At 43.7% G+C, this 18,884-nt stretch carries 18 protein-coding genes, 29 tRNA genes and 2 pseudogenes; 40 read left to right on the top strand and 9 right to left on the bottom strand.

The features are described from left to right. Positions 1-61: 61 nt before the first annotated feature. Positions 62-913: a polysaccharide deacetylase family protein gene (locus V7K30_RS09870; RefSeq protein ID WP_334998873.1), complete on the bottom strand. Its 852-nt coding sequence runs from the start codon at positions 911-913 to the stop codon at positions 62-64. A gap of 196 nt (positions 914-1,109) precedes the next feature. On the opposite strand from V7K30_RS09870, the gene V7K30_RS09865 reads away from it, so the two are divergent. The 30 genes from V7K30_RS09865 to V7K30_RS09720 all read left to right on the top strand — a co-directional run bounded on the left by V7K30_RS09865 (position 1,110) and on the right by V7K30_RS09720 (position 5,244). Next, complete coding sequence (locus tag V7K30_RS09865; RefSeq protein WP_334998872.1) at positions 1,110-1,304, top strand: hypothetical protein; 195 nt, start codon at positions 1,110-1,112, stop codon at positions 1,302-1,304. Positions 1,305-1,422: 118 nt separating this feature from the next. Next, positions 1,423-1,496: transfer RNA gene (locus tag V7K30_RS09860), tRNA-Asp, on the top strand. Between the two features lie 4 nt (positions 1,497-1,500). Further along, positions 1,501-1,622 (top strand) — tRNA-OTHER (locus V7K30_RS09855). 3 nt (positions 1,623-1,625) lie between these two features. Beyond that, positions 1,626-1,698: transfer RNA gene (locus tag V7K30_RS09850), tRNA-Cys, on the top strand. Between the two features lie 10 nt (positions 1,699-1,708). Then, positions 1,709-1,784 (top strand) — tRNA-Met (locus tag V7K30_RS09845). Positions 1,785-1,787: 3 nt separating this feature from the next. After that, positions 1,788-1,859, top strand: a tRNA-Trp gene (locus tag V7K30_RS09840). Between the two features lie 91 nt (positions 1,860-1,950). Then, positions 1,951-2,021, top strand: a tRNA-Glu gene (locus V7K30_RS09835). A 7-nt stretch (positions 2,022-2,028) separates the two neighbouring features. Continuing rightward, a tRNA-Tyr gene (locus V7K30_RS09830) sits at positions 2,029-2,111 on the top strand. A gap of 4 nt (positions 2,112-2,115) precedes the next feature. Then, positions 2,116-2,201, top strand: a tRNA-Ser gene (locus V7K30_RS09825). A 4-nt stretch (positions 2,202-2,205) separates the two neighbouring features. Further along, a tRNA-Arg gene (locus V7K30_RS09820) sits at positions 2,206-2,280 on the top strand. Between the two features lie 19 nt (positions 2,281-2,299). Then, a tRNA-OTHER gene (locus tag V7K30_RS09815) sits at positions 2,300-2,397 on the top strand. A 6-nt stretch (positions 2,398-2,403) separates the two neighbouring features. Then, a tRNA-Asn gene (locus V7K30_RS09810) sits at positions 2,404-2,478 on the top strand. A gap of 5 nt (positions 2,479-2,483) precedes the next feature. Then, a tRNA-Gln gene (locus V7K30_RS09805) sits at positions 2,484-2,556 on the top strand. 3 nt (positions 2,557-2,559) lie between these two features. Next, positions 2,560-2,635, top strand: a tRNA-Gln gene (locus V7K30_RS09800). 6 nt (positions 2,636-2,641) lie between these two features. Beyond that, positions 2,642-2,718: transfer RNA gene (locus tag V7K30_RS09795), tRNA-Leu, on the top strand. Positions 2,719-2,724: 6 nt separating this feature from the next. Beyond that, positions 2,725-2,802, top strand: a tRNA-Leu gene (locus tag V7K30_RS09790). Next, positions 2,803-2,875 (top strand) — tRNA-Pro (locus V7K30_RS09785). A 3-nt stretch (positions 2,876-2,878) separates the two neighbouring features. Further along, positions 2,879-2,952: transfer RNA gene (locus V7K30_RS09780), tRNA-Leu, on the top strand. A 93-nt stretch (positions 2,953-3,045) separates the two neighbouring features. Beyond that, positions 3,046-3,122 (top strand) — tRNA-Leu (locus V7K30_RS09775). A 5-nt stretch (positions 3,123-3,127) separates the two neighbouring features. Then, positions 3,128-3,202 (top strand) — tRNA-Pro (locus V7K30_RS09770). Between the two features lie 3 nt (positions 3,203-3,205). After that, positions 3,206-3,278, top strand: a tRNA-Leu gene (locus V7K30_RS09765). A gap of 96 nt (positions 3,279-3,374) precedes the next feature. Continuing rightward, a tRNA-Thr gene (locus V7K30_RS09760) sits at positions 3,375-3,447 on the top strand. Positions 3,448-3,455: 8 nt separating this feature from the next. Next, positions 3,456-3,526 (top strand) — tRNA-Gly (locus tag V7K30_RS09755). A gap of 9 nt (positions 3,527-3,535) precedes the next feature. Then, positions 3,536-3,607: transfer RNA gene (locus V7K30_RS09750), tRNA-Gly, on the top strand. 5 nt (positions 3,608-3,612) lie between these two features. After that, a tRNA-Val gene (locus V7K30_RS09745) sits at positions 3,613-3,688 on the top strand. Between the two features lie 6 nt (positions 3,689-3,694). Further along, a tRNA-Arg gene (locus V7K30_RS09740) sits at positions 3,695-3,768 on the top strand. Between the two features lie 38 nt (positions 3,769-3,806). Beyond that, positions 3,807-3,880 (top strand) — tRNA-Ala (locus V7K30_RS09735). Positions 3,881-3,886: 6 nt separating this feature from the next. Continuing rightward, positions 3,887-3,960 (top strand) — tRNA-His (locus V7K30_RS09730). 182 nt (positions 3,961-4,142) lie between these two features. Then, positions 4,143-4,916, top strand: coding sequence for a group I intron-associated PD-(D/E)XK endonuclease (locus tag V7K30_RS09725; protein ID WP_334998871.1), 774 nt, complete (start codon positions 4,143-4,145; stop codon positions 4,914-4,916). Between the two features lie 257 nt (positions 4,917-5,173). After that, positions 5,174-5,244: transfer RNA gene (locus tag V7K30_RS09720), tRNA-Lys, on the top strand. Here V7K30_RS09720 and nagZ read toward each other — a convergent pair. Further along, a complete protein-coding gene (gene nagZ, locus V7K30_RS09715; protein WP_334998870.1) occupies positions 5,245-6,333 on the bottom strand; it encodes a beta-N-acetylhexosaminidase in 1,089 nt (362 codons plus the stop codon). Positions 6,334-6,353: 20 nt separating this feature from the next. On the opposite strand from nagZ, the pseudogene V7K30_RS09710 reads away from it, so the two are divergent. Then, a pseudogene (locus V7K30_RS09710) lies at positions 6,354-6,494 on the top strand (ISAs1 family transposase); the annotation flags it as partial. 62 nt (positions 6,495-6,556) lie between these two features. Here V7K30_RS09710 and V7K30_RS09705 read toward each other — a convergent pair. After that, positions 6,557-7,572: pseudogene (locus V7K30_RS09705) on the bottom strand (IS701 family transposase). A 436-nt stretch (positions 7,573-8,008) separates the two neighbouring features. On the opposite strand from V7K30_RS09705, the gene V7K30_RS09700 reads away from it, so the two are divergent. The 5 genes from V7K30_RS09700 (at position 8,009) to V7K30_RS09680 (ending at position 12,349) form a co-directional block, all read left to right on the top strand. Then, entirely contained in the window at positions 8,009-8,164 is a 156-nt protein-coding gene (locus V7K30_RS09700; RefSeq protein WP_334998869.1) for a hypothetical protein, read from the top strand. Positions 8,165-8,228: 64 nt separating this feature from the next. Then, the gene (gene pds / locus V7K30_RS09695) at positions 8,229-9,668 is read left to right on the top strand and encodes a 15-cis-phytoene desaturase (protein WP_334998868.1); all 1,440 of its coding nucleotides are present in this window, start codon (positions 8,229-8,231) and stop codon (positions 9,666-9,668) included. Then, positions 9,652-10,584 carry a 15-cis-phytoene synthase CrtB gene (gene crtB, locus V7K30_RS09690; protein ID WP_334998867.1) on the top strand — a complete coding sequence of 311 codons (933 nt, stop codon included), beginning with the start codon at positions 9,652-9,654 and terminating at the stop codon, positions 10,582-10,584. Before pds ends, crtB begins: the two co-directional genes overlap by 17 nt. A gap of 158 nt (positions 10,585-10,742) precedes the next feature. Continuing rightward, positions 10,743-10,834, top strand: a tRNA-Ser gene (locus tag V7K30_RS09685). Between the two features lie 192 nt (positions 10,835-11,026). Continuing rightward, positions 11,027-12,349: an ABC transporter substrate-binding protein gene (locus V7K30_RS09680; RefSeq protein ID WP_334998866.1), complete on the top strand. Its 1,323-nt coding sequence runs from the start codon at positions 11,027-11,029 to the stop codon at positions 12,347-12,349. A 77-nt stretch (positions 12,350-12,426) separates the two neighbouring features. Here V7K30_RS09680 and V7K30_RS09675 read toward each other — a convergent pair whose 3' ends face one another. Further along, positions 12,427-13,269, bottom strand: coding sequence for a hypothetical protein (locus V7K30_RS09675; RefSeq protein ID WP_334998865.1), 843 nt, complete (start codon positions 13,267-13,269; stop codon positions 12,427-12,429). Between the two features lie 948 nt (positions 13,270-14,217). Here V7K30_RS09675 and V7K30_RS09670 point away from each other — a divergent pair. Both V7K30_RS09670 and V7K30_RS09665 read left to right on the top strand, forming a co-directional pair. Continuing rightward, positions 14,218-14,535, top strand: a complete 318-nt coding sequence (locus V7K30_RS09670) for a hypothetical protein (RefSeq protein WP_322678631.1) — start codon at positions 14,218-14,220, stop codon at positions 14,533-14,535. A 262-nt stretch (positions 14,536-14,797) separates the two neighbouring features. Then, positions 14,798-16,525, top strand: a complete 1,728-nt coding sequence (locus V7K30_RS09665; RefSeq protein WP_334998864.1) for a succinate dehydrogenase/fumarate reductase flavoprotein subunit — start codon at positions 14,798-14,800, stop codon at positions 16,523-16,525. An 87-nt stretch (positions 16,526-16,612) separates the two neighbouring features. Here the strand turns inward: V7K30_RS09665 and V7K30_RS09660 are convergent, their stop codons facing one another. The 3 genes from V7K30_RS09660 to V7K30_RS09655 all read right to left on the bottom strand — a co-directional run bounded on the left by V7K30_RS09660 (position 16,613) and on the right by V7K30_RS09655 (position 17,653). Further along, positions 16,613-16,813, bottom strand: a complete 201-nt coding sequence (locus V7K30_RS09660) for a DUF6887 family protein (RefSeq protein WP_334998863.1) — start codon at positions 16,811-16,813, stop codon at positions 16,613-16,615. 4 nt (positions 16,814-16,817) lie between these two features. Beyond that, complete coding sequence (locus tag V7K30_RS34210; protein ID WP_442941054.1) at positions 16,818-17,006, bottom strand: DUF6888 family protein; 189 nt, start codon at positions 17,004-17,006, stop codon at positions 16,818-16,820. Between the two features lie 104 nt (positions 17,007-17,110). Next, complete coding sequence (locus V7K30_RS09655; RefSeq protein ID WP_334998862.1) at positions 17,111-17,653, bottom strand: T4SS efffector SepA family protein; 543 nt, start codon at positions 17,651-17,653, stop codon at positions 17,111-17,113. A 75-nt stretch (positions 17,654-17,728) separates the two neighbouring features. Between V7K30_RS09655 and V7K30_RS09650 the strand changes: the two genes are divergently transcribed. Continuing rightward, positions 17,729-17,911, top strand: a complete 183-nt coding sequence (locus V7K30_RS09650) for a DUF6888 family protein (RefSeq protein WP_334998861.1) — start codon at positions 17,729-17,731, stop codon at positions 17,909-17,911. Next, complete coding sequence (locus V7K30_RS09645; protein WP_334998860.1) at positions 17,908-18,117, top strand: DUF6887 family protein; 210 nt, start codon at positions 17,908-17,910, stop codon at positions 18,115-18,117. The genes V7K30_RS09650 and V7K30_RS09645 overlap by 4 nt, the downstream gene beginning before the upstream one ends. Positions 18,118-18,147: 30 nt before the next feature. On the opposite strand, the gene V7K30_RS09640 is transcribed toward V7K30_RS09645, so the two are convergent. Both V7K30_RS09640 and V7K30_RS09635 read right to left on the bottom strand, forming a co-directional pair. Next, positions 18,148-18,546, bottom strand: a complete 399-nt coding sequence (locus V7K30_RS09640; RefSeq protein WP_334998859.1) for a helix-turn-helix domain-containing protein — start codon at positions 18,544-18,546, stop codon at positions 18,148-18,150. Then, the gene (locus V7K30_RS09635) at positions 18,530-18,829 is read right to left on the bottom strand and encodes a type II toxin-antitoxin system HigB family toxin (protein ID WP_334998858.1); all 300 of its coding nucleotides are present in this window, start codon (positions 18,827-18,829) and stop codon (positions 18,530-18,532) included. The genes V7K30_RS09640 and V7K30_RS09635 overlap by 17 nt, the downstream gene beginning before the upstream one ends. Positions 18,830-18,884: the final 55 nt, after the last annotated feature.

Raw genomic sequence — 18,884 nt, 5'->3', positions numbered from 1 at the left:
GGATTATTCAATCCAAAATCCAAAATTTAAAATCTAAAATTCGGTGAGTAAAATTTCTCACCTATTGCGCCATTTTTAGCAGTTCGGGAATTGTCACAAATCGGTAGCCTTGCTGTTTGAGTCCGCTGATGATTTGTGGCAATGCTTGTACAGTTCTTTGGCGATCGCCACCACCATCATGCATTAAAACAATGGAACCAGGTTTCGCGCCTTTCAGGACATTATTTACAAATGCCTGCGGTTTGGCGTGAGGGTCAGTATCGGCTGAAGTTAGTGACCACATAATTACAGCGTCCTTCTGGCTTTTGGCGTAAGCGGCTAGTCCGTTATTTAAAACACCTCCAGGAGGACGAAACAGAGCAGTTTTGACTCCTGTAGTTTTGTATATCAGATCAGCTGTGCGATCAATTTCACTCTTGGCTGTGGCTTCATCCATTCGTCGATACCAATGATGCCAAGTATGGTTGCCAATGGCATGTCCCTCGGCTACCTCTTGCTTGGCTAGGTCAGGATTTGCTTGCAAAGCTTGTCCTACCCAAAAGAATGTCACTTTAACATCATTTTGCTTCAGAATATCCAGCATTTCTAGGGTTGTCTTTGGCCAGGGGCCATCATCAATGCCTAGAGCAATAACCTTCTCATTGTTACTGGGATGCACCTGATAAACTGTTTTTCCCTGAAATTTAGCTGGGACTGTAAATGTAAGGTTTTCTACTTTAGCTGATGGCGGTAATTGGGCATTAATTTGGCCCTTTACTGGATGATCTTGAACTTGTGCAGTATGGATTTTGCTTATTGGCAGGTTCAACCCCAATTGTGGGGAGGTGCTTGGGGCAATACTACAAGCTGTAATCGTAGAGGCGATCGCGACAAAACTAATTATCTTTTGTCGCTTGAGGTAGTTATCTGTCACGTCAGGCTTTTAAAAAACTCACCCAATCATAAGCTGTAGTTTGACTTTTAATCGGTGTGAGCAAGTTCAAATCTAAGTGTAGAAGCTTTTCTAGACAATTTCAAAAAAACTTTCTCAAACCCCTTGACACATCTTGTAGTATTTTGTAGTATAAATGTAGTGAAGCGAAAGACAAAGCTTCTCAAGGGTCAAAGTAATGTTCTACATACAACTCAAACAGAGGCGCTGGAATCAACCAGAGTCTCCCGTCAAGAAAGCCGCTTCTACTTGTAAACCATCCGAAGTGGAGGCAATCAACCAAAAAAGTTTTAAGTTTGCACTCAGCAAAACCACAGAATACATCCGTAATATACAACAGGTTTGCTACCTAGAATTTCGGTTGTTTTCCTAATAGTTTCTAACAGTAAAAAGTAAACTTTCTGAACCTTGAAAACTGAATAAGAAATGGGCAAGTTCACCAAAATTCTGTGCCTAAAAACCTAAAAGTTTAGGTACAGATTCCAAAAAATCGGGGTGTAGCTCAACTGGCTAGAGCGTTCCGTTGTCTGCGGAAATGTTGCGGGTTCAAATCCCGTCACCCTGGTTATAGTCCCGTAGGCGAATAGTTTAAGCCGTCAGCCTACGGCAGTCGCTACAACGGAGGGAACCTCCCCAACGCGCTGCCTCCTCAAGCTGAAGATTGCGAGTGCAAATCTCGTCGGGACTCCCAAATGGCTGAGTAGCCAAGTGGTCGAAGGCGTCGGTCTGCAAAACCGATATCGTGAGTTCAAATCTCACCTCAGCCTCTGGTGCGATCGCAGCGTAGCTTAATTAGCAAAGCCCCAGGTTCATACCCTGGTATATGCGGGTGCAAATCCCGCCACTGCCACCAAATGCAGGGATGGTGTAATGGCAACACCTCGTGACTCCAAATCCGATGTTCTAGGTTCAAATCCTAGTCTCTGCGTCAGACAATTTTGGATTTTGGATTGCCGATTTTAGATTAAAAAATTTAATCCAAAATCTAAAATTTAAAATCTAAAATTCGATAAATTATGCCCTCGTGGACGAATGGTTAAGTCAGTGTTCTTTCAAAGCACAGATGCGAGTTCAATTCTCGTCGAGGGAATGATTATGGGTCGGTGGCCGAGTCTGGCTGAAGGCGACAGTCTGTAAAACTGTTCTTTTTTGCACGCAGGTTCAAATCCTGCTCGACCCACTGTGGAGAGGTGGCTGAGTGGCTGAAAGCGGCAGATTGCTAATCTGTTGTACGGTTTCCGTACCGAGGGTTCAAATCCCTCTTTCTCCGCCTTGAGAGCGTGGTGTAACTGGATAACATCTCAGTCTACGAAACTGAAGATTTGAGGGTTCGATTCCCTCCGCTCTCGTCATCATCTCTTCTCTTATCCCCCGGTAGCTCAGTTGGTAGTTAGCGCCTGTCTGTTCGCGTAGCGTGTCTGAAAGACAAGAACAGGAGGTCGTCGGTTCGATTCCGACCTGGGGGGCTTCGTTGCCTCATAGCTCAATGGTAGAGCAAGCGGCTGTTAACCGCGCGGTTGTAGGTTCGAGTCCTACTGAGGCAGCCATTCATTGCCGGGTGGACGAATTGGTAAGTCGCATCGCTCTGAACGATGAGGTTGCAGGTTCAAACCCTGCCCTGGCAATAAAGCCCTGTGGTGTAATTGGCAACATAGCGCCCTTTGAAGGCGAAGATTCCAGGTTCGAGTCCTGGTGGGGCTGCCAAACTTTGCTCTTGTAGCCCAATTGGAAGAGGCTGCCGTCTCAAAAACGGTATGTTGTGGGTTCAATTCCCACCAAGAGTACCAAACTTTGCTCCTGTAGCCCAATTGGAAGAGGCGGCAGACTTAAAATCTGTTTGTTTGTGGGTTCGACTCCCACCAGGAGTACCACGGGATGTAATTCAGTGGCCAGAAGCCATGCTTTGGGAGCATGGAGTCGCAGGTTCAAATCCTGCCATCCCGATATGCCCCTGTGACGGAACTGGAATACGTGCTGGAATCAGAGTCCAGATTTTGCAGGTTCAAATCCTGTCAGGGGTACTAAGCTGTCGCGCGTGTAACTTGCACTTTTTATGGTCTGGAACCCTTGTTGCAACGAGAACACTCTCGAAAATTAAAGACGCGACAGCTTAAGCTCTCGTGGCGGAACGGAAGACGCACTAGACCGAGGATCTAGTTTTTTGCAGGTTCAAATCCTGTCGGGAGTACCAAAATATCTGGGTGTAGCGCAGTTGGGAGCGCGGGAGTTTCGGGAACTCCAGGTCGCAGGTTCAATCCCTGCCACGCAGATTTTGCCCTTGTAGCCCAACGGAAGAGGCGCTTTATTTAGGGTAAAGAGGATGCTGGTTCAAATCCAGTCAGGGGTATTGGTGAATATGCGGGGATAGAGCAACGGTGGCTCGTCGGGCTGCATAACCTGAACATCGGTAGGTTCGACTCCTGCCCCCGTCACCAAAATTAGTGCTGGTGTAGCTCAATTGGCAGAGCAACTGATTTGTAATCAGTAGGTTGCAGGTTCAATTCCTGTCACCAGCTTGACTGATGCGGGTGTGATGTAACGGCAGCATGAGACGCTTCCAACGTCTTCGTGCGAGTTCAAATCTCGCCGTCCGCTCTGAAACTTGCGGGTGTGATGTAATCGGTAGCATCTGAGTACGCCATACTCAGTGCGTGGGTTCAAGTCCCTCCACTCGCTTGCGTAGTCCTGTAGCTCAATTGGTAGAGTGTCTTCCTTACAAGAAGAATGTCGCGGGTTCAATTCCTGCCAGGACTACCAAATTTTGGGAGTGTAGCTCAATGGAATAGAGCTTCGAGCTTCTACCTCGAAAGTTGTGGGTTCGAGTCCTACCACTCCCGCCTGAAAGTGTCTTTAATTTTGAATTTTGAATTGTTATGGGGTCATAGCTCAAATGGCTAGAGCGCCTGTCTTGCAAGCAGGAGGTTATGGGTTCAATTCCCATTGATTCCACTGATGGTGTCTGAAGCCAAAGTGGTCGAGGCGCTGGTTTGTGGAACCAGTCATAGCGGGTTCAAGTCCGGTCAGACACCCCTCAATGGAAGATGCCGCTGAATGGACGGCAACCAAGCTTGAACCTTGGGGTACAGGCAACTGTAGGGGTTCGATTCCTCCATCTTCCTCTGTCTATAAAACCTAAGGAGGCTATACTTATCTGTTGATTCTCAGCACCCAGTATTACATACTGGTGAAAGAACAATCAAGGAAAATTGAAGTGGACAACAAAACTTGGCTGGGTAGTTTGGGAGAAAGCAAGGTGGCAGCAGAGCTAAGTAGGCATCGCTTTCACGTTTTTACTCAAACAACAGGCAAAGCACCTTTTGACCTAGTAGCTTACAAGGATGGTTACTTGTACAGAGTTAATGTCAAATCTACCCAGAGGCGAAGCAAGTGGGGGTCATGGGAGGTAAAAATTGCCAGTATACGTTCTAATCGCACAGGAAACCGCATAGTCCCTTTTGACTTTGCATCCTGTGATGTTCTTGCTGTGTATATAGAGCGTCTCGACAAAATATGCTTTCTACATTCTTCTGAAGTTGCTGGGAAAAATTATATTGCTTTGAGAGAGACAACAGTACACCAATCTAAACTTCTTTCTATATCAGAGTTAGCTAACCCACAACGTATCTGCCACTCTAACAAGGACATAGCTGAGGACTTAATAGAACTCAATGAATTAACCGTAGAGTCTAGTGATTCGGTTGAGAATACATCAACGAAAGTCTTATCCAAAAGGCAGCGAATTCAAAAAGATTCTGGTGTGACTTTAATAAAGAAAGACAGAGTTTCGCTTAAATCTAGGAAAGTTGAGCGTCCCTCTAAGGAAGACCTAGAAAAGATGATTTGGGAAACTTCTGTTCTTGAAGTGAGTCAGAAGTTTGGAGTGTCTGACGTTGCAATCGCTAAGTGGTGCAAAAAATACGGTATTCCTAGACCTCCAAGGGGTTACTGGGCTAAGAAAAATCAGTCTAGAAATTCCACAGTGTAGATTCAGCAATTTTTTCCACCTGAAGCCGAAAAGTGAGGCGCTGTGCTGATAACACAGATATAGGAGGGGCAGTACCTCCCAGGTGGATTTATAAGTGGTCTGTCAAACCCATTTTGACGGTTGGAGAGACGCGATAAATCGCCGTCTCTACAGAAAATTTATTCGTCAATTATTTCTTGACAGACTATTAGTTTTGGTGTTACAAGGCTTGCGATGTAATACGATCGCAGCGCTCATTTCTTTATTTAAATTAACTAGGGTGGTTGGCATACCGGCTGTGCAGCAGGCTTTTAACCCGCAGAAATAGGTTCGACCCCTATACCACCCATTATGAATAAGAACTAGCGATCGCTAATTGAGCATGTTGCAATAATATATCTTTATCCAAAGTTTGTACGGGATATTGCGGTGTTACTGCCAGTAATTTATCGATTCTTTCTCTAGCTGCTTCCACTACTGATTCATCTAAGCTACCCTTGGTCAGGGAATCGATGAAATCTTCAGCAATCTGATAAGTTCTTTCAATAGATGATGAATTAATATTACGCGAGACAATAAACAAGTCGCAGCCTGCATGAAATGACCGCGCCACAGTACCAGCTTTCATAAACATATCTGAGATTGCTTTCATATCCAAGTCGTCAGATACAACTACTCCCTCAAAGCCAAGTTCCTCCCTAAGTATAGTTTTGAGGATAGCCTTGGAAAGGGTTGCTGGTACATCAGCATCTATCTTAGGAAATAAGATATGGGCAGTCATGATTAAAGGAATGTGTACTTCGATTAGCGCTTTGAAAGGTATAAGTTCTCGAAGTCGCAGGTCTTCTAAAGTTAAATTCAGTATTGGTAGTTCAATGTGAGAGTCTTTGCTAGTGTCTCCATGTCCAGGGAAATGTTTGGCGCATCCCAAAATTCCTGACTCTTGAAGTCCAAGATAGTAGTCACGGGCATATTTTGCGGCGATTTCGGGAGTGTTACCAAAGGCGCGAAGCCCAATGACGGGGTTATGGGGATGAGAAAAAATATCTGCTACAGGTGCCCAGGATAAATTTATTCCCAGTGATTTGAGTTCTAATGCCGTAGCTTTTGCTACTTCGCGGACGTGCGATCGCAGCAACAATGCATGAGGAAAGCGAGTAATTGGCAGTGGTGTCCGAATTACCCGACCTCCTTCATGATCGAGGGTGATAAACATCGAATCACGTTCAGTATATTCGCGTATTTGGCTGTTCAAATCCTTGAAGCTTTCTAGCCAAATCTCATACGGGGTGCCATCCAAAAAGTTCTTAGCAAAAAAGATCACTCCAATTGGTTTTAATTCATTGAGTGCGCGTTTATCGTCATCGTTTAATGTAGTGCCGGAAATACCTAGAATCAGGTGATGTCCAAAGCGCCTTAGCTCCTGCAATACTGGCATAATATTTTACCTATAGTTGTCGTTATATTATCAGTAGTCGCGCCAATAATGCTGAAGAATTTGCTAATTGTGTTCGCAATTATTGGGCAATTGAGAATTCATTACATTGGATACTGGATGTAGCTTTAAAAGAAGACGACTGTCGAATTAGGAAAGAGAATGTCAGGACTTACGCAACTGTCACAAGCAATGGCGCGGTGTAACCGCGCCGCGCGCCAAACAACTACACGACAAACATGGGAACAGCCGGACGTTTTAGTTGCTGAACTAAATAATTTGATAATAATCCATGCTTAATTTGATAGATTGTTTGACCAGTTTTATAAGCTAGATCTTTGAGCCTAAGCCAAACTAAAATAGCGCGAGGCTTTCATGATTTCTTTGAATACGTCCTTTACGGCATTGACATGATTCAATGCCAGTCAATTGTTTTAATTCTCTGTGAAACTCTTCAACCTTCCATCGAACTTTACACACTTTTTGTACAACGTCCGTAGAATCTTGAGATATATCGTTTGTAGCGATAAAATCCGTTCTGTCGGTGGAGACAGTTACCCGGAATAGTTTCACTTTTTTAGCTTGAGGAAACTTTTTTATTTTAACTAGTTTACCTAATTCTAACTCCTTTTCATCCCAAAATAACAATTCAATTCTTTGATAATCTTTTTGACCTGACGGATCATCAACAAGTCGATTACGTTTCAGAGGACAATAATAATATTTCCCTAACCCATCTATATATAACATCAATTTATTTGTGGCATACCAAGTGTCCATCAAGACAGCTTTGAATGGCAAAAACTTATTATACACAAGGTTTCGCAGCATCTCCATCACATGGTCTATCTTTGTTTTACCATCTCTATCTGGATCATAGATTCGATAGTCAACTACCCAAAATTTTCCGATTTCATGATTGACATATACACAATTTACTAGCCCAATTGCTTGAATTACACCATGCTCATTGCCACTATACTGGCGTTGACTCGGCTCTATTTCTACAGCGTATCGTTTATCAATTACTGTGTCATCAAAAACCAAATACGCATTATCATTTATTTCTATTAAATCTTTGACATTATCCCAAAGAATCCGAGGTGTTAATTTTTCGTTATTTAAATAACAGTTGATTTTATCGTGACTGATCTGCTCTAAATGCTCCGCCAAATTGGTGAGAGTATAATTAATCTGACTACTTAACAAGTACTGGCAATAATTAAGTTTAGTAAATCTCATAAACCTACAGGATTGATTTTATGCATCCTCAGCTAATTTTCTCATGGTTTGATGAATACTTAACACAGCCGATTACTGTTACTAATTTCATCAATTTCCTTTGGGTATGCCACTTTTATATAGTATTTATGTACTATATAAATGCGATCGCACTGTGCCAGTTGCGTAAGTCCTGAATGTGTTTGCCGAAGGAAATTAACGTGGATATCAACTAGCAGGCTTTATCAATGCTCCAGACATTTCCTCAGAGCAAATACACGGATTCCCAAAGAAATCAACTACTTTAAGACAAGAGTTTCAGGACTTACGCAAAAAAGTTCTGAAGTAGCGGTAATTCATGAATTACCGCTACGACAAATCAGGTTTTTGAGATAATTTTGCGTAAGTCCTAAGTTTGTAACTACCTATTCTCGGTCAAAGGAATGACTTTTGTTTTTTGACATCCAATGGTGTAAATTTAGATAAAATCCACGCCGCAAACCCATTGGTGACAATGATATTGGCAAGTTATTCTGGTAGATGCGTGTCAGGTAAAATTTTCTTTGGGAAAAGTTTTTTGGGGAAGCGATCGCACAATAACCGCCAAATGTAACGGATTGCAACGTATAATGAGAACGACAAAACCATTAAGAAATATTGAAGGGCATTAGGGTTAAATGCGAGTAGCGATCGCGGGTGCTGGTCTAGCAGGACTTTCCTGCGCGAAATATCTCACGGACGCAGGTCACACTCCCATTGTCTTGGAAAGCCGGGACGTACTGGGTGGTCTGGTTGCGGCGTGGAAAGACTCTGACGGCGACTGGTACGAAACCGGGTTACACGCCTTCTTTGGGGCATATCCGAATATGCTGCAATTGCTCAAGGAGTTGGGCATTGAAGACAGACTCCAGTGGAAAGAGCATACGCTGATTTTCAATCAACCGGACAAGCCTGGGACACTATCACGTTTTGATGTTCCAGATATTCCATCTCCTTTCAACGTCATTGCATCGATTCTTCGCAACAAAGACATGTTGACTTGGGAGCAGAAGATTCGATTTGCAGTTGGCCTACTTCCCGCAGTGGTTCGGGGTCAAAAGTATGTTGAAGACATGGACAAGTACAGCTTCTTAGAGTGGTTGAAAAGGCAAGGTGTTGATGAGCGGGTAACTAGTGACGTTTTTATCGCCGCCTGTAAAGCGCTCACCTTTATCAATCCTGATGAAGTTTCAGCAACTATCCTATTAACTGCACTGAATCGTTTTCTGCAAGAACGATATGGTTCCAAGATTGCATTTTTGGATGGTTCTCCCACAGAACGGCTATGCAGCCCGATTGTAGATTACATCACAGAGCGCGGTGGAGAAGTGCGGTTGAATGCTCCCTTGAAAGAGATTTTGCTCAATGCCGATGGCACGGTGAAAGCATACTTGATTCGGGGGTTAAATGGGGCAGAAGATGAAGTTTTCACGGCTGATGTGTATGTATCTGCCATATCGGTTGACCCTTTGAAAGTCATGTTGCCTAAGCCTTGGAAGCAAATGGAGTTTTTCAAGAAGCTAGAAGGTTTGGAAGGGGTACCAGTGATTAACCTGCATCTGTGGTTTGACCGGAAACTTACAGAAATTGATCACTTGCTATTTTCGCGATCGCCCCTCCTGAGCGTTTATGCTGATATGAGCAATACCTGCCGTGAATACGCCAACCCCAATCGCTCAATGCTGGAATTAGTTCTAGCTCCGGCAAAAGATTGGATTGCCAAATCCGATGAGGAGATTGTGGCTGCAACGATTGCTGAGTTGGAAAAACTTTTCCCCGACCATTTTGGGGGAGACAATCCAGCAACATTGCTGAAATCTCATGTGGTGAAAACGCCGCGTTCAGTTTACAAAGCGACCCCTGGTCGTCAACAGTACCGTCCCGCACAAGTTACGCCCATTGCCAACTTCTATCTCGCCGGAAGTTATACCATGCAACGCTACTTAGGCAGTATGGAAGGTGCCGTACTTTCTGGTAAGCTGACAGCGCAGGCCATTTCTGAGGCTCTCCCGGTAGCAAATTCCTCAAACCTGCAAACGCTCACCCGACCGCCCGCAACGAATGCTGCAACTGCCTGATTCCCCCCCGCGCATGAAAACGCTGGTCTCTGTAGACGAGTCATACAAACTTTGTCGGCATCTCACAGCAAAGTATGCCAAGACTTTTTACCTGGGTACTTTGCTGATGAGTCCGGTAAAACGTCAATCTATTTGGTCAATTTACGCTTGGTGTCGCCGTACAGATGAATTGGTGGATGGGCCCGCATCTGCTATTACCACGCCAGAAACCCTAGACCTATGGGAACAGCAGCTGGAATCGATTTTTGCGGGACGCCCATTAGAAAATTACGATGTAGCTTTAGCTGATACCCTCCAGCGCTTTCCGATGGACATTCAGCCCTTTCGGGATATGATTGCCGGTCAGCGCATGGACTTATATCGCAGTCGTTATGAAACCTTTGAGGAGTTATACCTCTACTGTTACCGCGTTGCTGGCACTGTTGGCTTAATGTCAACAGCAGTTATGGGTGTGGATAACACCATATACACAGCACCGTGGCACCAGAACAAACAACCATATCTTCCCACAGAAGAAGCGATCGCTCTCGGAATTGCCAATCAACTCACCAACATCCTGCGGGATGTGGGAGAAGATGCCAAACGGGGGCGGATCTACATTCCCCTTGAGGACTTGGCAAAATTCAACTACACCGAGCAAGACTTCTTCAAAGGTGTGGTAGATGAGCGTTGGCGGGCATTGATGCGCTTTCAAATTGACCGCGCCCGCCAATTTTATACCACATCAGACCAGGGAATTACTTATTTAGCATCCGATGCCCGTTGGCCCGTATGGGCAGCATCGATGCTGTACGGTCAAATTTTGGAGGTGATTGAACGCAACGGTTACGATGTTTTCAGTCAGCGAGCTTACGTTCCCCAGTGGAAAAAGTTACGCACTTTGCCCGTAGCTTGGATGCGATCGCAAGTTCTTTGAATTTGTCATTAGTCATTTGTCATTTGTCATTAGCAAATAACTAACGACCACTGACTAATGCCCAATGCCCAATGACCAATACCCAATGCCCAATGCCCAATTACAAATGACTATTGACTCTCCCCAATAAATCTGCTAACATTAGTATTCGTGAGTCAGGAGAGGTGGCTGAGTGGTCGAAAGCGGCAGATTGCTAATCTGTTGTACGGCAGGCAACTCCGTACCGAGGGTTCGAATCCCTCCCTCTCCGTTTTCCAGCCTTTGATACACGGAATATATTCTGTGTAGAAAGGTAAATATTAATGTAGGGGTAAATACTTCTACTCCCGAAGATGGATGATATGATTTATCCTTTGGAGTCTTGATAAGATCCAGCTAACTTACAAATTTAGTTTGGATCTTACTTTTAGGCTGCTAAATATCTGAGGAGTGAAAGTGATTTATGAGAAAAATTAGCACCGCCTTAACCTTTAGTATAGCTACCCTAGCAACTGGGTTCCTAGTTGGGGCTTGTGGTGATACTAGTACCCCCAATGGCACAGCTAACAACGGAAGTAGCGCTACCCCAGCGGCAAACTCAACTACTACAAGCAGTACTCAAGGGCTAAAAATTGGTTCCCTGCTACCGACAACAGGCGACTTGGCTTCTGTCGGACAGCAGATGTTAGGTTCTGTCCCTTTACTCGTCGATACGGTCAACGCTTGCGGTGGGGTGAATGGCGAACCTGTTACCTTGGTGCAAGTAGACGACCAAACCGACCCCAGAGCGGGTGCTGCCGGTATGACCAAACTAGCAACTTTAGATAAAGTGGCAGGTGTAGTTGGCTCGTTTGCCAGTAGCGTTTCTAGTGCAGCAGTCTCCATTGCCACGCCGAATAAAGTCATGCTGATTTCCCCTGGTAGTACCAGCCCCGTATTTACAGAAAAGGCGCAAAAAGGCGACTTTAAAGGCTTTTGGGCGCGTACTGCTCCCCCCGACACCTACCAAGCACTAGCTTTAGCTCAACTTGCCAGGAAAAAAGGTTTCAAGCGAGTTTCTACAGTCGTGATTAATAACGACTATGGCGTGGGCTTTGAAAAAGCATTTGTGCAAACTTTTGAAAAATTGGGTGGAACCATAGTTAATAAAGATAAGCCTGTCCGCTACGACCCGAAAGCCCAGACATTTGATACAGAAGCAGCAGCTGCTTTTGCTGGTAAGCCAGATGCAGTCTTGGCTGTACTGTACGCTGAAACTGGCAGTTTGTTTTTGAAAGCTGCGTATCAGCAAGGTGTGGCGAAGGGAGTACAAATATTGCTTACAGATGGGGTGAAATCACCTACTTTCCCCGAACAAGTTGGCAAAGGTAGTGATGGTAAATATATTTTAACTGGAGCGATCGGTACAGTACCGGGTTCCAATGGCAAAGCACTCTTAGCTTTCAACAAGCTGTGGAAGGATAAAAAGGGTAGTGAGCCAGGGGAATACGCTCCTCAAGCTTGGGATGCGGCTGCCTTATTGACGTTGGCGGCACAAGCTGCTAAGGAAAATACAGGCGTTGGTATAGCCAGCAAAATCCGTGAAGTTGCTGATGGGCCTGGCACGGAAGTTACCGATGTCTGCGAGGGACTGAAGTTACTTAAAGATGGTAAGAAGATTAACTACCAAGGAGCCAGTGGCAACGTAGATGTTGATGCTAACGGCGATGTCGTCGGTGTTTACGATGTTTGGACAGTAGGAGACGATGGCAAAATCAAGGTAATTGACAAAGTTACCCCCAAGTAGAAAGTTAGGAGTTATCAGTTAAGAGTTACGAGTGAAATATTACTAACTCTTAACTCCTAACTCATAACTCCTAACTCTTAAAAGCCAGTGAAGTTGTAACCAACTCCTAACAACAAGCCTATATCAGTTTGATCAAAAAATCCGGCATTCACAGCAGCCGTTGCAGTGAATTGAGGAGTTAAAGGAAAATCAATGCCACCAGTTACTAAAAAGGCAAATTGCGAATCATCACCAGTTTTGTAAGCTCCACCCACTCCGATGTAAGGTGCAATGGCTAATGGTTCGCTAAAAGCATCTGCTGACTTGAAGGAAAAATCGTAGGTGATCGGAAGTAGAATTGTAGTGTTGTTCCCAAATACGGCTGAGGGTCGCACAGATATAGAATTTGTCAGTCCGATTTTGCTGACTACCGCGAAGTTACCGTCGCCTAAAGATGAGTCACCACCATTCAAACCAATGTTAGCAGCGACGCCAATATAGCTACTGCCACCACGGTTAGTTCTACCTAAATCAATATCCGATTGCGCCACTTTGGGAGCAGATGGTTGAGAAGTAGTTTGAGAAGTGGGTTGCACAGACTCAGAGGAGAGCGTCGCAGATGAGGTTGCCACTGTACCTGGAACGGGTGTAGGCGTTACACTGGCGTTTTCCTGTATAGCAGTATTGGGTAACTGCTGTACCTTAGTTAAATTTGTTGCTGTAAATGTTTCAGTTGTTTGTGTAGAGAGATTTTGGCTTTCAGTGTCTAGTTCTGTACTAAACTCGTTGGGAGACGCAACAGTTGCGGAAGGCTCAGTTAATGGCTGACTGCTCACCTTGTCCACTGTCTGGGCACTTGCAGATAAGCCGCTGCTCAGGACTGCAAAAGCAGCTATACTTGGCAACCAAAAAACACCTTTACGAAGAAAAATAGTATTCACATTCACTCCTAAAACAATATTGCCACGAAAAATAAAGGGTTTTGTTGATTGAATTCAACAAATTCGGGCAATACTCAAAATTTAACACCAAAAAATCGGTTTTTACATCCTGACTTTACTGGATTTATCTAGTTAATATTTACTAGCAAAAAATTAAATACTATATCCTGAATATCCGAAATTTGACTGATGACAAAAATTATCTTGGCTTTAAGCAAAGAGTCGATTTGTTGAGGAGGTCATCAGGATTGCGAAAACTTTTACCAAAAAACTTAGTTTACATCAACACCGAGCTTTCTTAGTCTTTGTGCTGAACAGTTGGCACATTGGCGTTCCTGCTGTAACTCTAATTGTTGAGGAGTCAAAACCATTTGGCTTTTCCTCACAAATGCTGGGGCTAGTTGAGATTATCGCGTCTGGAGGGCGATTATAGCAATTATATTAATTGGAACGACAGAATCATAACTCTATCGTCTCAATAAATACGAGAAAAATAAAAAGTCTCAGACAAACACACAGCGCCGTAGAATTATGCTCGATGACAGAAGCTACGGTGTACACACAAGTCGAAAAACCTTATCCACATTGGCTTGAATCTGGTAGGGTGCTTTATGGACATTAGTTCTAACGCACCGAAAATCTGGGATGGTGCATTAGCCTACGGCATAACACACCCGACAAAACTAACTAGGTTTTTAGGACTTGTGTGTACACAGTAGGCTCTGAAAACTTGCTACAGGCAGCGACGACTATAGGAGAAGGGCTTGCCGTAGGGTATGGTTAGTCTATTTACGCCATACTGTATACTGTACTAGGGATTGCGCTTTGTAACAAAAAAAGTTGATTGTGAAGTGATATTACAAAGCTTGCAAAAATATTTAGAAATTGTCTACAAGGCAAACATGGTTCTAACGTAGAACCTATTAGGAGAGACTTGAGGCAAATGTGATGAGCGGAAATAATATTCAAAAATATCGGTTTGTCTGTACCCTGACTTTCGGTGATATCTACGGTCAAATAATTGTTTGGTTGATTACAATTACCCTAAGTTTGGCATCAGCATTGGCGCTGATGGGTGCCAAGCGACCCGTGTACGCTTTAGCAACAGCGGGTCTTGTCGTTCTGCTATCGCTACCTTTCTTGTTGTTTGCGTTTGTCACTACCTTGTTAAATCATATTGAAGTCACTCCTGTAGGGCCTGGAACAAAAATGGAACCCATACCAGGCAATGTGTCTCAGCAACAACCTGTACAAGCCACTAGCTAAAGAGTTAGGAGTTAGGAGTTAAGAGTTAGGAGTTAAGAGTTAAGAGTTAGGAGTTAAGAGTTAGGAGTTATGAGTCACTTAATCTGTCCCATAATTGTTGATTTTTAACTTTTCACTCCTAATTTCAAAATTTATAATTACATCCCTGTCTATAGGCAGGGAATTTTTTTGTCGAGACGCCACGGCAACCGTCGCTACGCACTGCCTGATTACTCACCTCTCTACAATAGAACAGCAGTGGTTTGCAATTAGGGGGCTAATTATGCTGGAACATGATGTGATTATTGTCGGGGGTGGATTGGCAGGATGTCGCGCTGCTGTAGAAATTGCCCGTATTGACCCTAGTTTAAATATTGCTGTGGTTGCGAAAACCCACCCAATTCGTTCCCACTCGGTTGCGGCTCAAGGTGGTATGGCTGCGTCGCTGAAAAATGTTGATTCCGAAGATAGTTGGGAAGCACATGCTTTTGATACTGTCAAGGGTTCTGATTACTTGGCAGACCAAGACGCTGTGGCAATCCTCGCCCAGGAAGCGCCAGATGTGGTGATTGACTTGGAACACATGGGTGTTTTGTTCTCTCGCTTACCCGATGGTCGTATTGCCCAACGGGCTTTTGGCGGACATTCCCACAACCGCACTTGCTACGCCGCTGATAAGACCGGTCACGCGATTTTGCACGAATTGGTTAACAATCTGCGGCGTTATGGGGTGCAAGTTTATGAAGAATGGTACGTGATGCGTCTCATTTTAGAAGAAAATGAGGCCAAGGGTGTGGTAATGTTCCATCTTTTGGATGGACATATCGAGGTGGTGCAGGCTAAGGCGGTGATGTTTGCCACAGGGGGCTATGGTCGCGTTTATAACACTACCTCTAATGATTACGCTTCTTCTGGTGATGGTTTGGCAATGACTGCGATCGCAGGTTTGCCCCTCGAAGATATGGAATTTGTCCAATTTCATCCCACTGGTTTATATCCGGTAGGGGTGCTGATTTCAGAAGCGGTACGGGGTGAAGGGGCGTATCTCATCAACTCCGAAGGCGATCGCTTTATGGCGAACTATGCACCCAGTCGCATGGAACTGGCTCCTCGTGATATTACCTCACGAGCGATCGCTTACGAGATTCGCGCCGGTCGTGGTGTTCATCTCGACGGTAGTGCTGGTGGCCCCTTTGTCTATCTGGATCTGCGCCATCTGGGCAAAGAAAAAATTATGAGTCGCGTTCCCTTCTGTTGGGAAGAAGCACACCGTTTGGTAGGTGTTGACGCAGTAACTCAACCAATGCCAGTCCGTCCGACAATTCACTATTGTATGGGTGGTATCCCAGTTAACACTGATGGGCAAGTCCGTAGTAGTGGCGATGGTTTAGTTGATGCTTTCTTTGCCGCTGGTGAAACAGCTTGTGTTTCCGTACATGGTGCTAATCGCTTGGGGAGTAATTCACTGCTGGAGTGTGTAGTTTATGGTAAGCGGACTGGGGCTGCGATCGCAAAATTTGTCCAAAAACGTAAGTTGCCCTCTGTAGATGAGCAACGGTATGTAACGGAAGCCCAGCAAGAAATCCAAGCTTTGCTAGAACAACCAGGGCAGTACCGGATTAACCAAGTCCGTCAAGCCTTCCAGGATTGTATGACGGATTACTGCGGCGTTTTCCGCACTGAGGCATTAATGAGTGAAGGGTTACACAAATTAGAAGAAATACAACAGCGATATCCGCAAATTTATTTAGACGATAAGGGGACTTGCTGGAATACCGAACTAGTGGAAGCTCTGGAATTGCGAAGTTTGATGGTAGTGGGACAGACTATTTTGGCATCAGCCCTGAATCGCCAGGAAAGTCGTGGCGCTCATTTCCGCGAGGATTATTCCGAGCGAGATGATACCAACTTTCTGAAACACACAATGGCTTACTATTCACCAGCAGGAATTGAGATTCAATATCGTCCAGTGGCGATTACTATGTTTGAGCCAAAAGAGCGGAAGTATTAGCCAAAGATAAATTTATTTGCAAAATCGAGGTGACTATAAAAATGTAGTCCACCTCGATTAACAATATTAATATAAATGATTAAGTTATCAATCAGAACCTAATTGTTTCTGAATCACAGCTATTATCTTTTCTTCCCAAGCCGGATCATCTAATTTTATTGCAGCATGACGAGGAAGAGATTTTCGTCTATCCATATAAGCATAAAAGGCTTCCTTATCATCCCTATGGGTGAGAAAGTAACTCTTTAGCTCTTGGTCACTCATTGCTGCATAGTTTACCTTATTCATGGCTCTATACTACACTACCATCTGGTCTAATTTCTAGCTCTATTCCTTCATTTTGTCCAGCTAATATAAATATATTGAGCGATCGTTCATCTAATCGCACAATATGAATTGGCTGAAACATCACATTTGTAAGTTGATGGCAAAGTCTATATAAGCATTGTAGCTGCTCTGCTGTTGGTTGTAGATCGTCGATCTGTTAGTTTTTTTATCATAAATTTATATGTAGAATTTTATATGTAACAAATATATTAGAATAAAACTATCTGTTAGCTTTCCCATAGTTATTACTCTCACATCCTACTTAGTATTCCAAATTAGCTTACCTTTCTCACGCGGATGTGCTGCTCCCTCTTTGTCACGCCACTCGAAGTGTATTTCAATTGGCATTTTCAAATTCTTCATTAAGTGCAAAGTGTTACGCCAAGCAAGATTTGAATCTACACCTTGTATTGAAATGTTTACCTCTGGCAAATAATGAAAACCAGAGTTAATTTTTTCACCCTTAACAACATGAGCAAGGGTTAGCTTCATGAGTTCATCTACAGAAAGTCCCTGTCGAATAGCAATTTCGTGTGCTGCGTCTACAATTTTGTTCCAGTTCGGTTGATGAATTTCTTCACCCCCCATGATGGTACGAAGCACTCTGGTATGCTGCAAATTGCTTACAATATCAGGCTCAACAACTCTATAGTTTTCAGTTTCAGAAGCTTGCTGAGGCTGGTAACGTGCTTCATATTCATTCAATAACTTCTCAATAACAGTGATGGGTGTATCCTCGAAAGGGACAGCGAGGGCTTGGAGCCTCTTGTAAATAGGATCGGGTATTCTGATAACTGGCATCGTATATATTATGCATAATGCTTTGTTTACATTACATCTGTAACATTTTTACACTAAAATGGCAACAGCCATATCATGCCAACACAGAAACAATCGGATACAGCGATATTCCTTTGCCAGTTATTTTCTAATCTGTATCAGCCCATCGAGGTTTTCCGCTACGACTCAAAGTTGAAAACGCTTTATATTCAAGCTGGTTTGAACGATGAAATTGCAGTCATAATTAATCAAGATGGGAATTGGAAATTTGTTCTATGATTCAGAACCTCAACCAAATGACCAATATTGAACTAAAACGGTATATTTCAAAACATAGAAATCAGGAAAAAGCGTTTCGGGCTGCATTGCAAGTTTTGATGAGTCGTTGTGACTCTGCTACACAACAACCTTATCCTTTTGATCTAGACAATCCTGAGAGTGAGGTAGAAGCTCTCCTTTTAGAGAAACTCAATCGAACTGACTGATTGCCTCTCGCCTATATTTTAAATTGAGGCTTAGATAAATAGGCTAGGTGAAACCTTAAAGTAATCACCAAGTATTTTGGCTTGAGCCTTACTAATCGAACGCTTACCATTAACAACCTCAGACACCACACCACTCGATCCAATAACGCCTACCAAGTCAGCTTGACGGGTTCCACTTGCTTCCATAATGTGTTGAAGTATCTCATGAGGCACAGATAAATCCATCGGGTAGTTCTGTGCTTCATATGCTTCAATCAGCTTCACCAGCAGTTTATGTAGAACTCGCTGCTCCGGAGTACGATTTGTCGCAAAGGTTAGACGCTCTACTACTGTCAACACACGTTCATATTCCTCTTCAGTCTCAATCACCTTGGGGGCAACTTCAGCTACCAGATTGCGATAAGCAGTTTCGTCAAAAGTAAAAGTCATTTTTCCATTTGCCTTTATCGTATTCAGTATGTGTGAGAAAGTATTTGTAGTAAACTACCTGGTCTTCATAATCAATACCGACAATTAGGCGATAATCATTACCCTTGACATTGAAAACAATGAAGTTTCCAACTGCTTCAGCATCCCGATAAATCTTACGAATGTCCTCTAAGTTTTGCCATTCAGTCTTCTTGACAGTTGCATACCAGTTGTCAATCTGCTTCTTGACATCGGGATACTGAGCGGTATCAGCGCGAAGGTTGCGAATTGCAATTAAATGCATTTGTTTCTAGCTTTTTTGTCACATATTTTCCAAGAAAAATTAATTACTTTTAAAG

This window comes from Nostoc sp. (assembly GCF_036917655.1).
Classification (GTDB): Bacteria; Cyanobacteriota; Cyanobacteriia; order Cyanobacteriales; family Nostocaceae; genus Nostoc.
This window is presented reverse-complemented; position numbering and strand designations above follow the sequence as displayed.

Coding starts and splice junctions, on each gene's coding strand:
- V7K30_RS09865 (WP_334998872.1), top strand. CDS start 1,110: ATGTTCTACATACAACTCAAACAGAGGCGCTGGAATCAACCAGAGTCT.
- crtB (WP_334998867.1), top strand. CDS start 9,652: ATGCTGCAACTGCCTGATTCCCCCCCGCGCATGAAAACGCTGGTCTCT.
- V7K30_RS09660 (WP_334998863.1), bottom strand. CDS start 16,813: ATGAATAAGGTAAACTATGCAGCAATGAGTGACCAAGAGCTAAAGAGT.
- V7K30_RS09650 (WP_334998861.1), top strand. CDS start 17,729: ATGCCAACACAGAAACAATCGGATACAGCGATATTCCTTTGCCAGTTA.
- V7K30_RS09680 (WP_334998866.1), top strand. CDS start 11,027: ATGAGAAAAATTAGCACCGCCTTAACCTTTAGTATAGCTACCCTAGCA.
- V7K30_RS09640 (WP_334998859.1), bottom strand. CDS start 18,546: ATGACTTTTACTTTTGACGAAACTGCTTATCGCAATCTGGTAGCTGAA.
- V7K30_RS09670 (WP_322678631.1), top strand. CDS start 14,218: ATGAGCGGAAATAATATTCAAAAATATCGGTTTGTCTGTACCCTGACT.
- V7K30_RS09665 (WP_334998864.1), top strand. CDS start 14,798: ATGCTGGAACATGATGTGATTATTGTCGGGGGTGGATTGGCAGGATGT.
- nagZ (WP_334998870.1), bottom strand. CDS start 6,333: ATGCCAGTATTGCAGGAGCTAAGGCGCTTTGGACATCACCTGATTCTA.
- V7K30_RS09655 (WP_334998862.1), bottom strand. CDS start 17,653: ATGCCAGTTATCAGAATACCCGATCCTATTTACAAGAGGCTCCAAGCC.
- pds (WP_334998868.1), top strand. CDS start 8,229: ATGCGAGTAGCGATCGCGGGTGCTGGTCTAGCAGGACTTTCCTGCGCG.
- V7K30_RS09635 (WP_334998858.1), bottom strand. CDS start 18,829: ATGCATTTAATTGCAATTCGCAACCTTCGCGCTGATACCGCTCAGTAT.
- V7K30_RS09645 (WP_334998860.1), top strand. CDS start 17,908: ATGATTCAGAACCTCAACCAAATGACCAATATTGAACTAAAACGGTAT.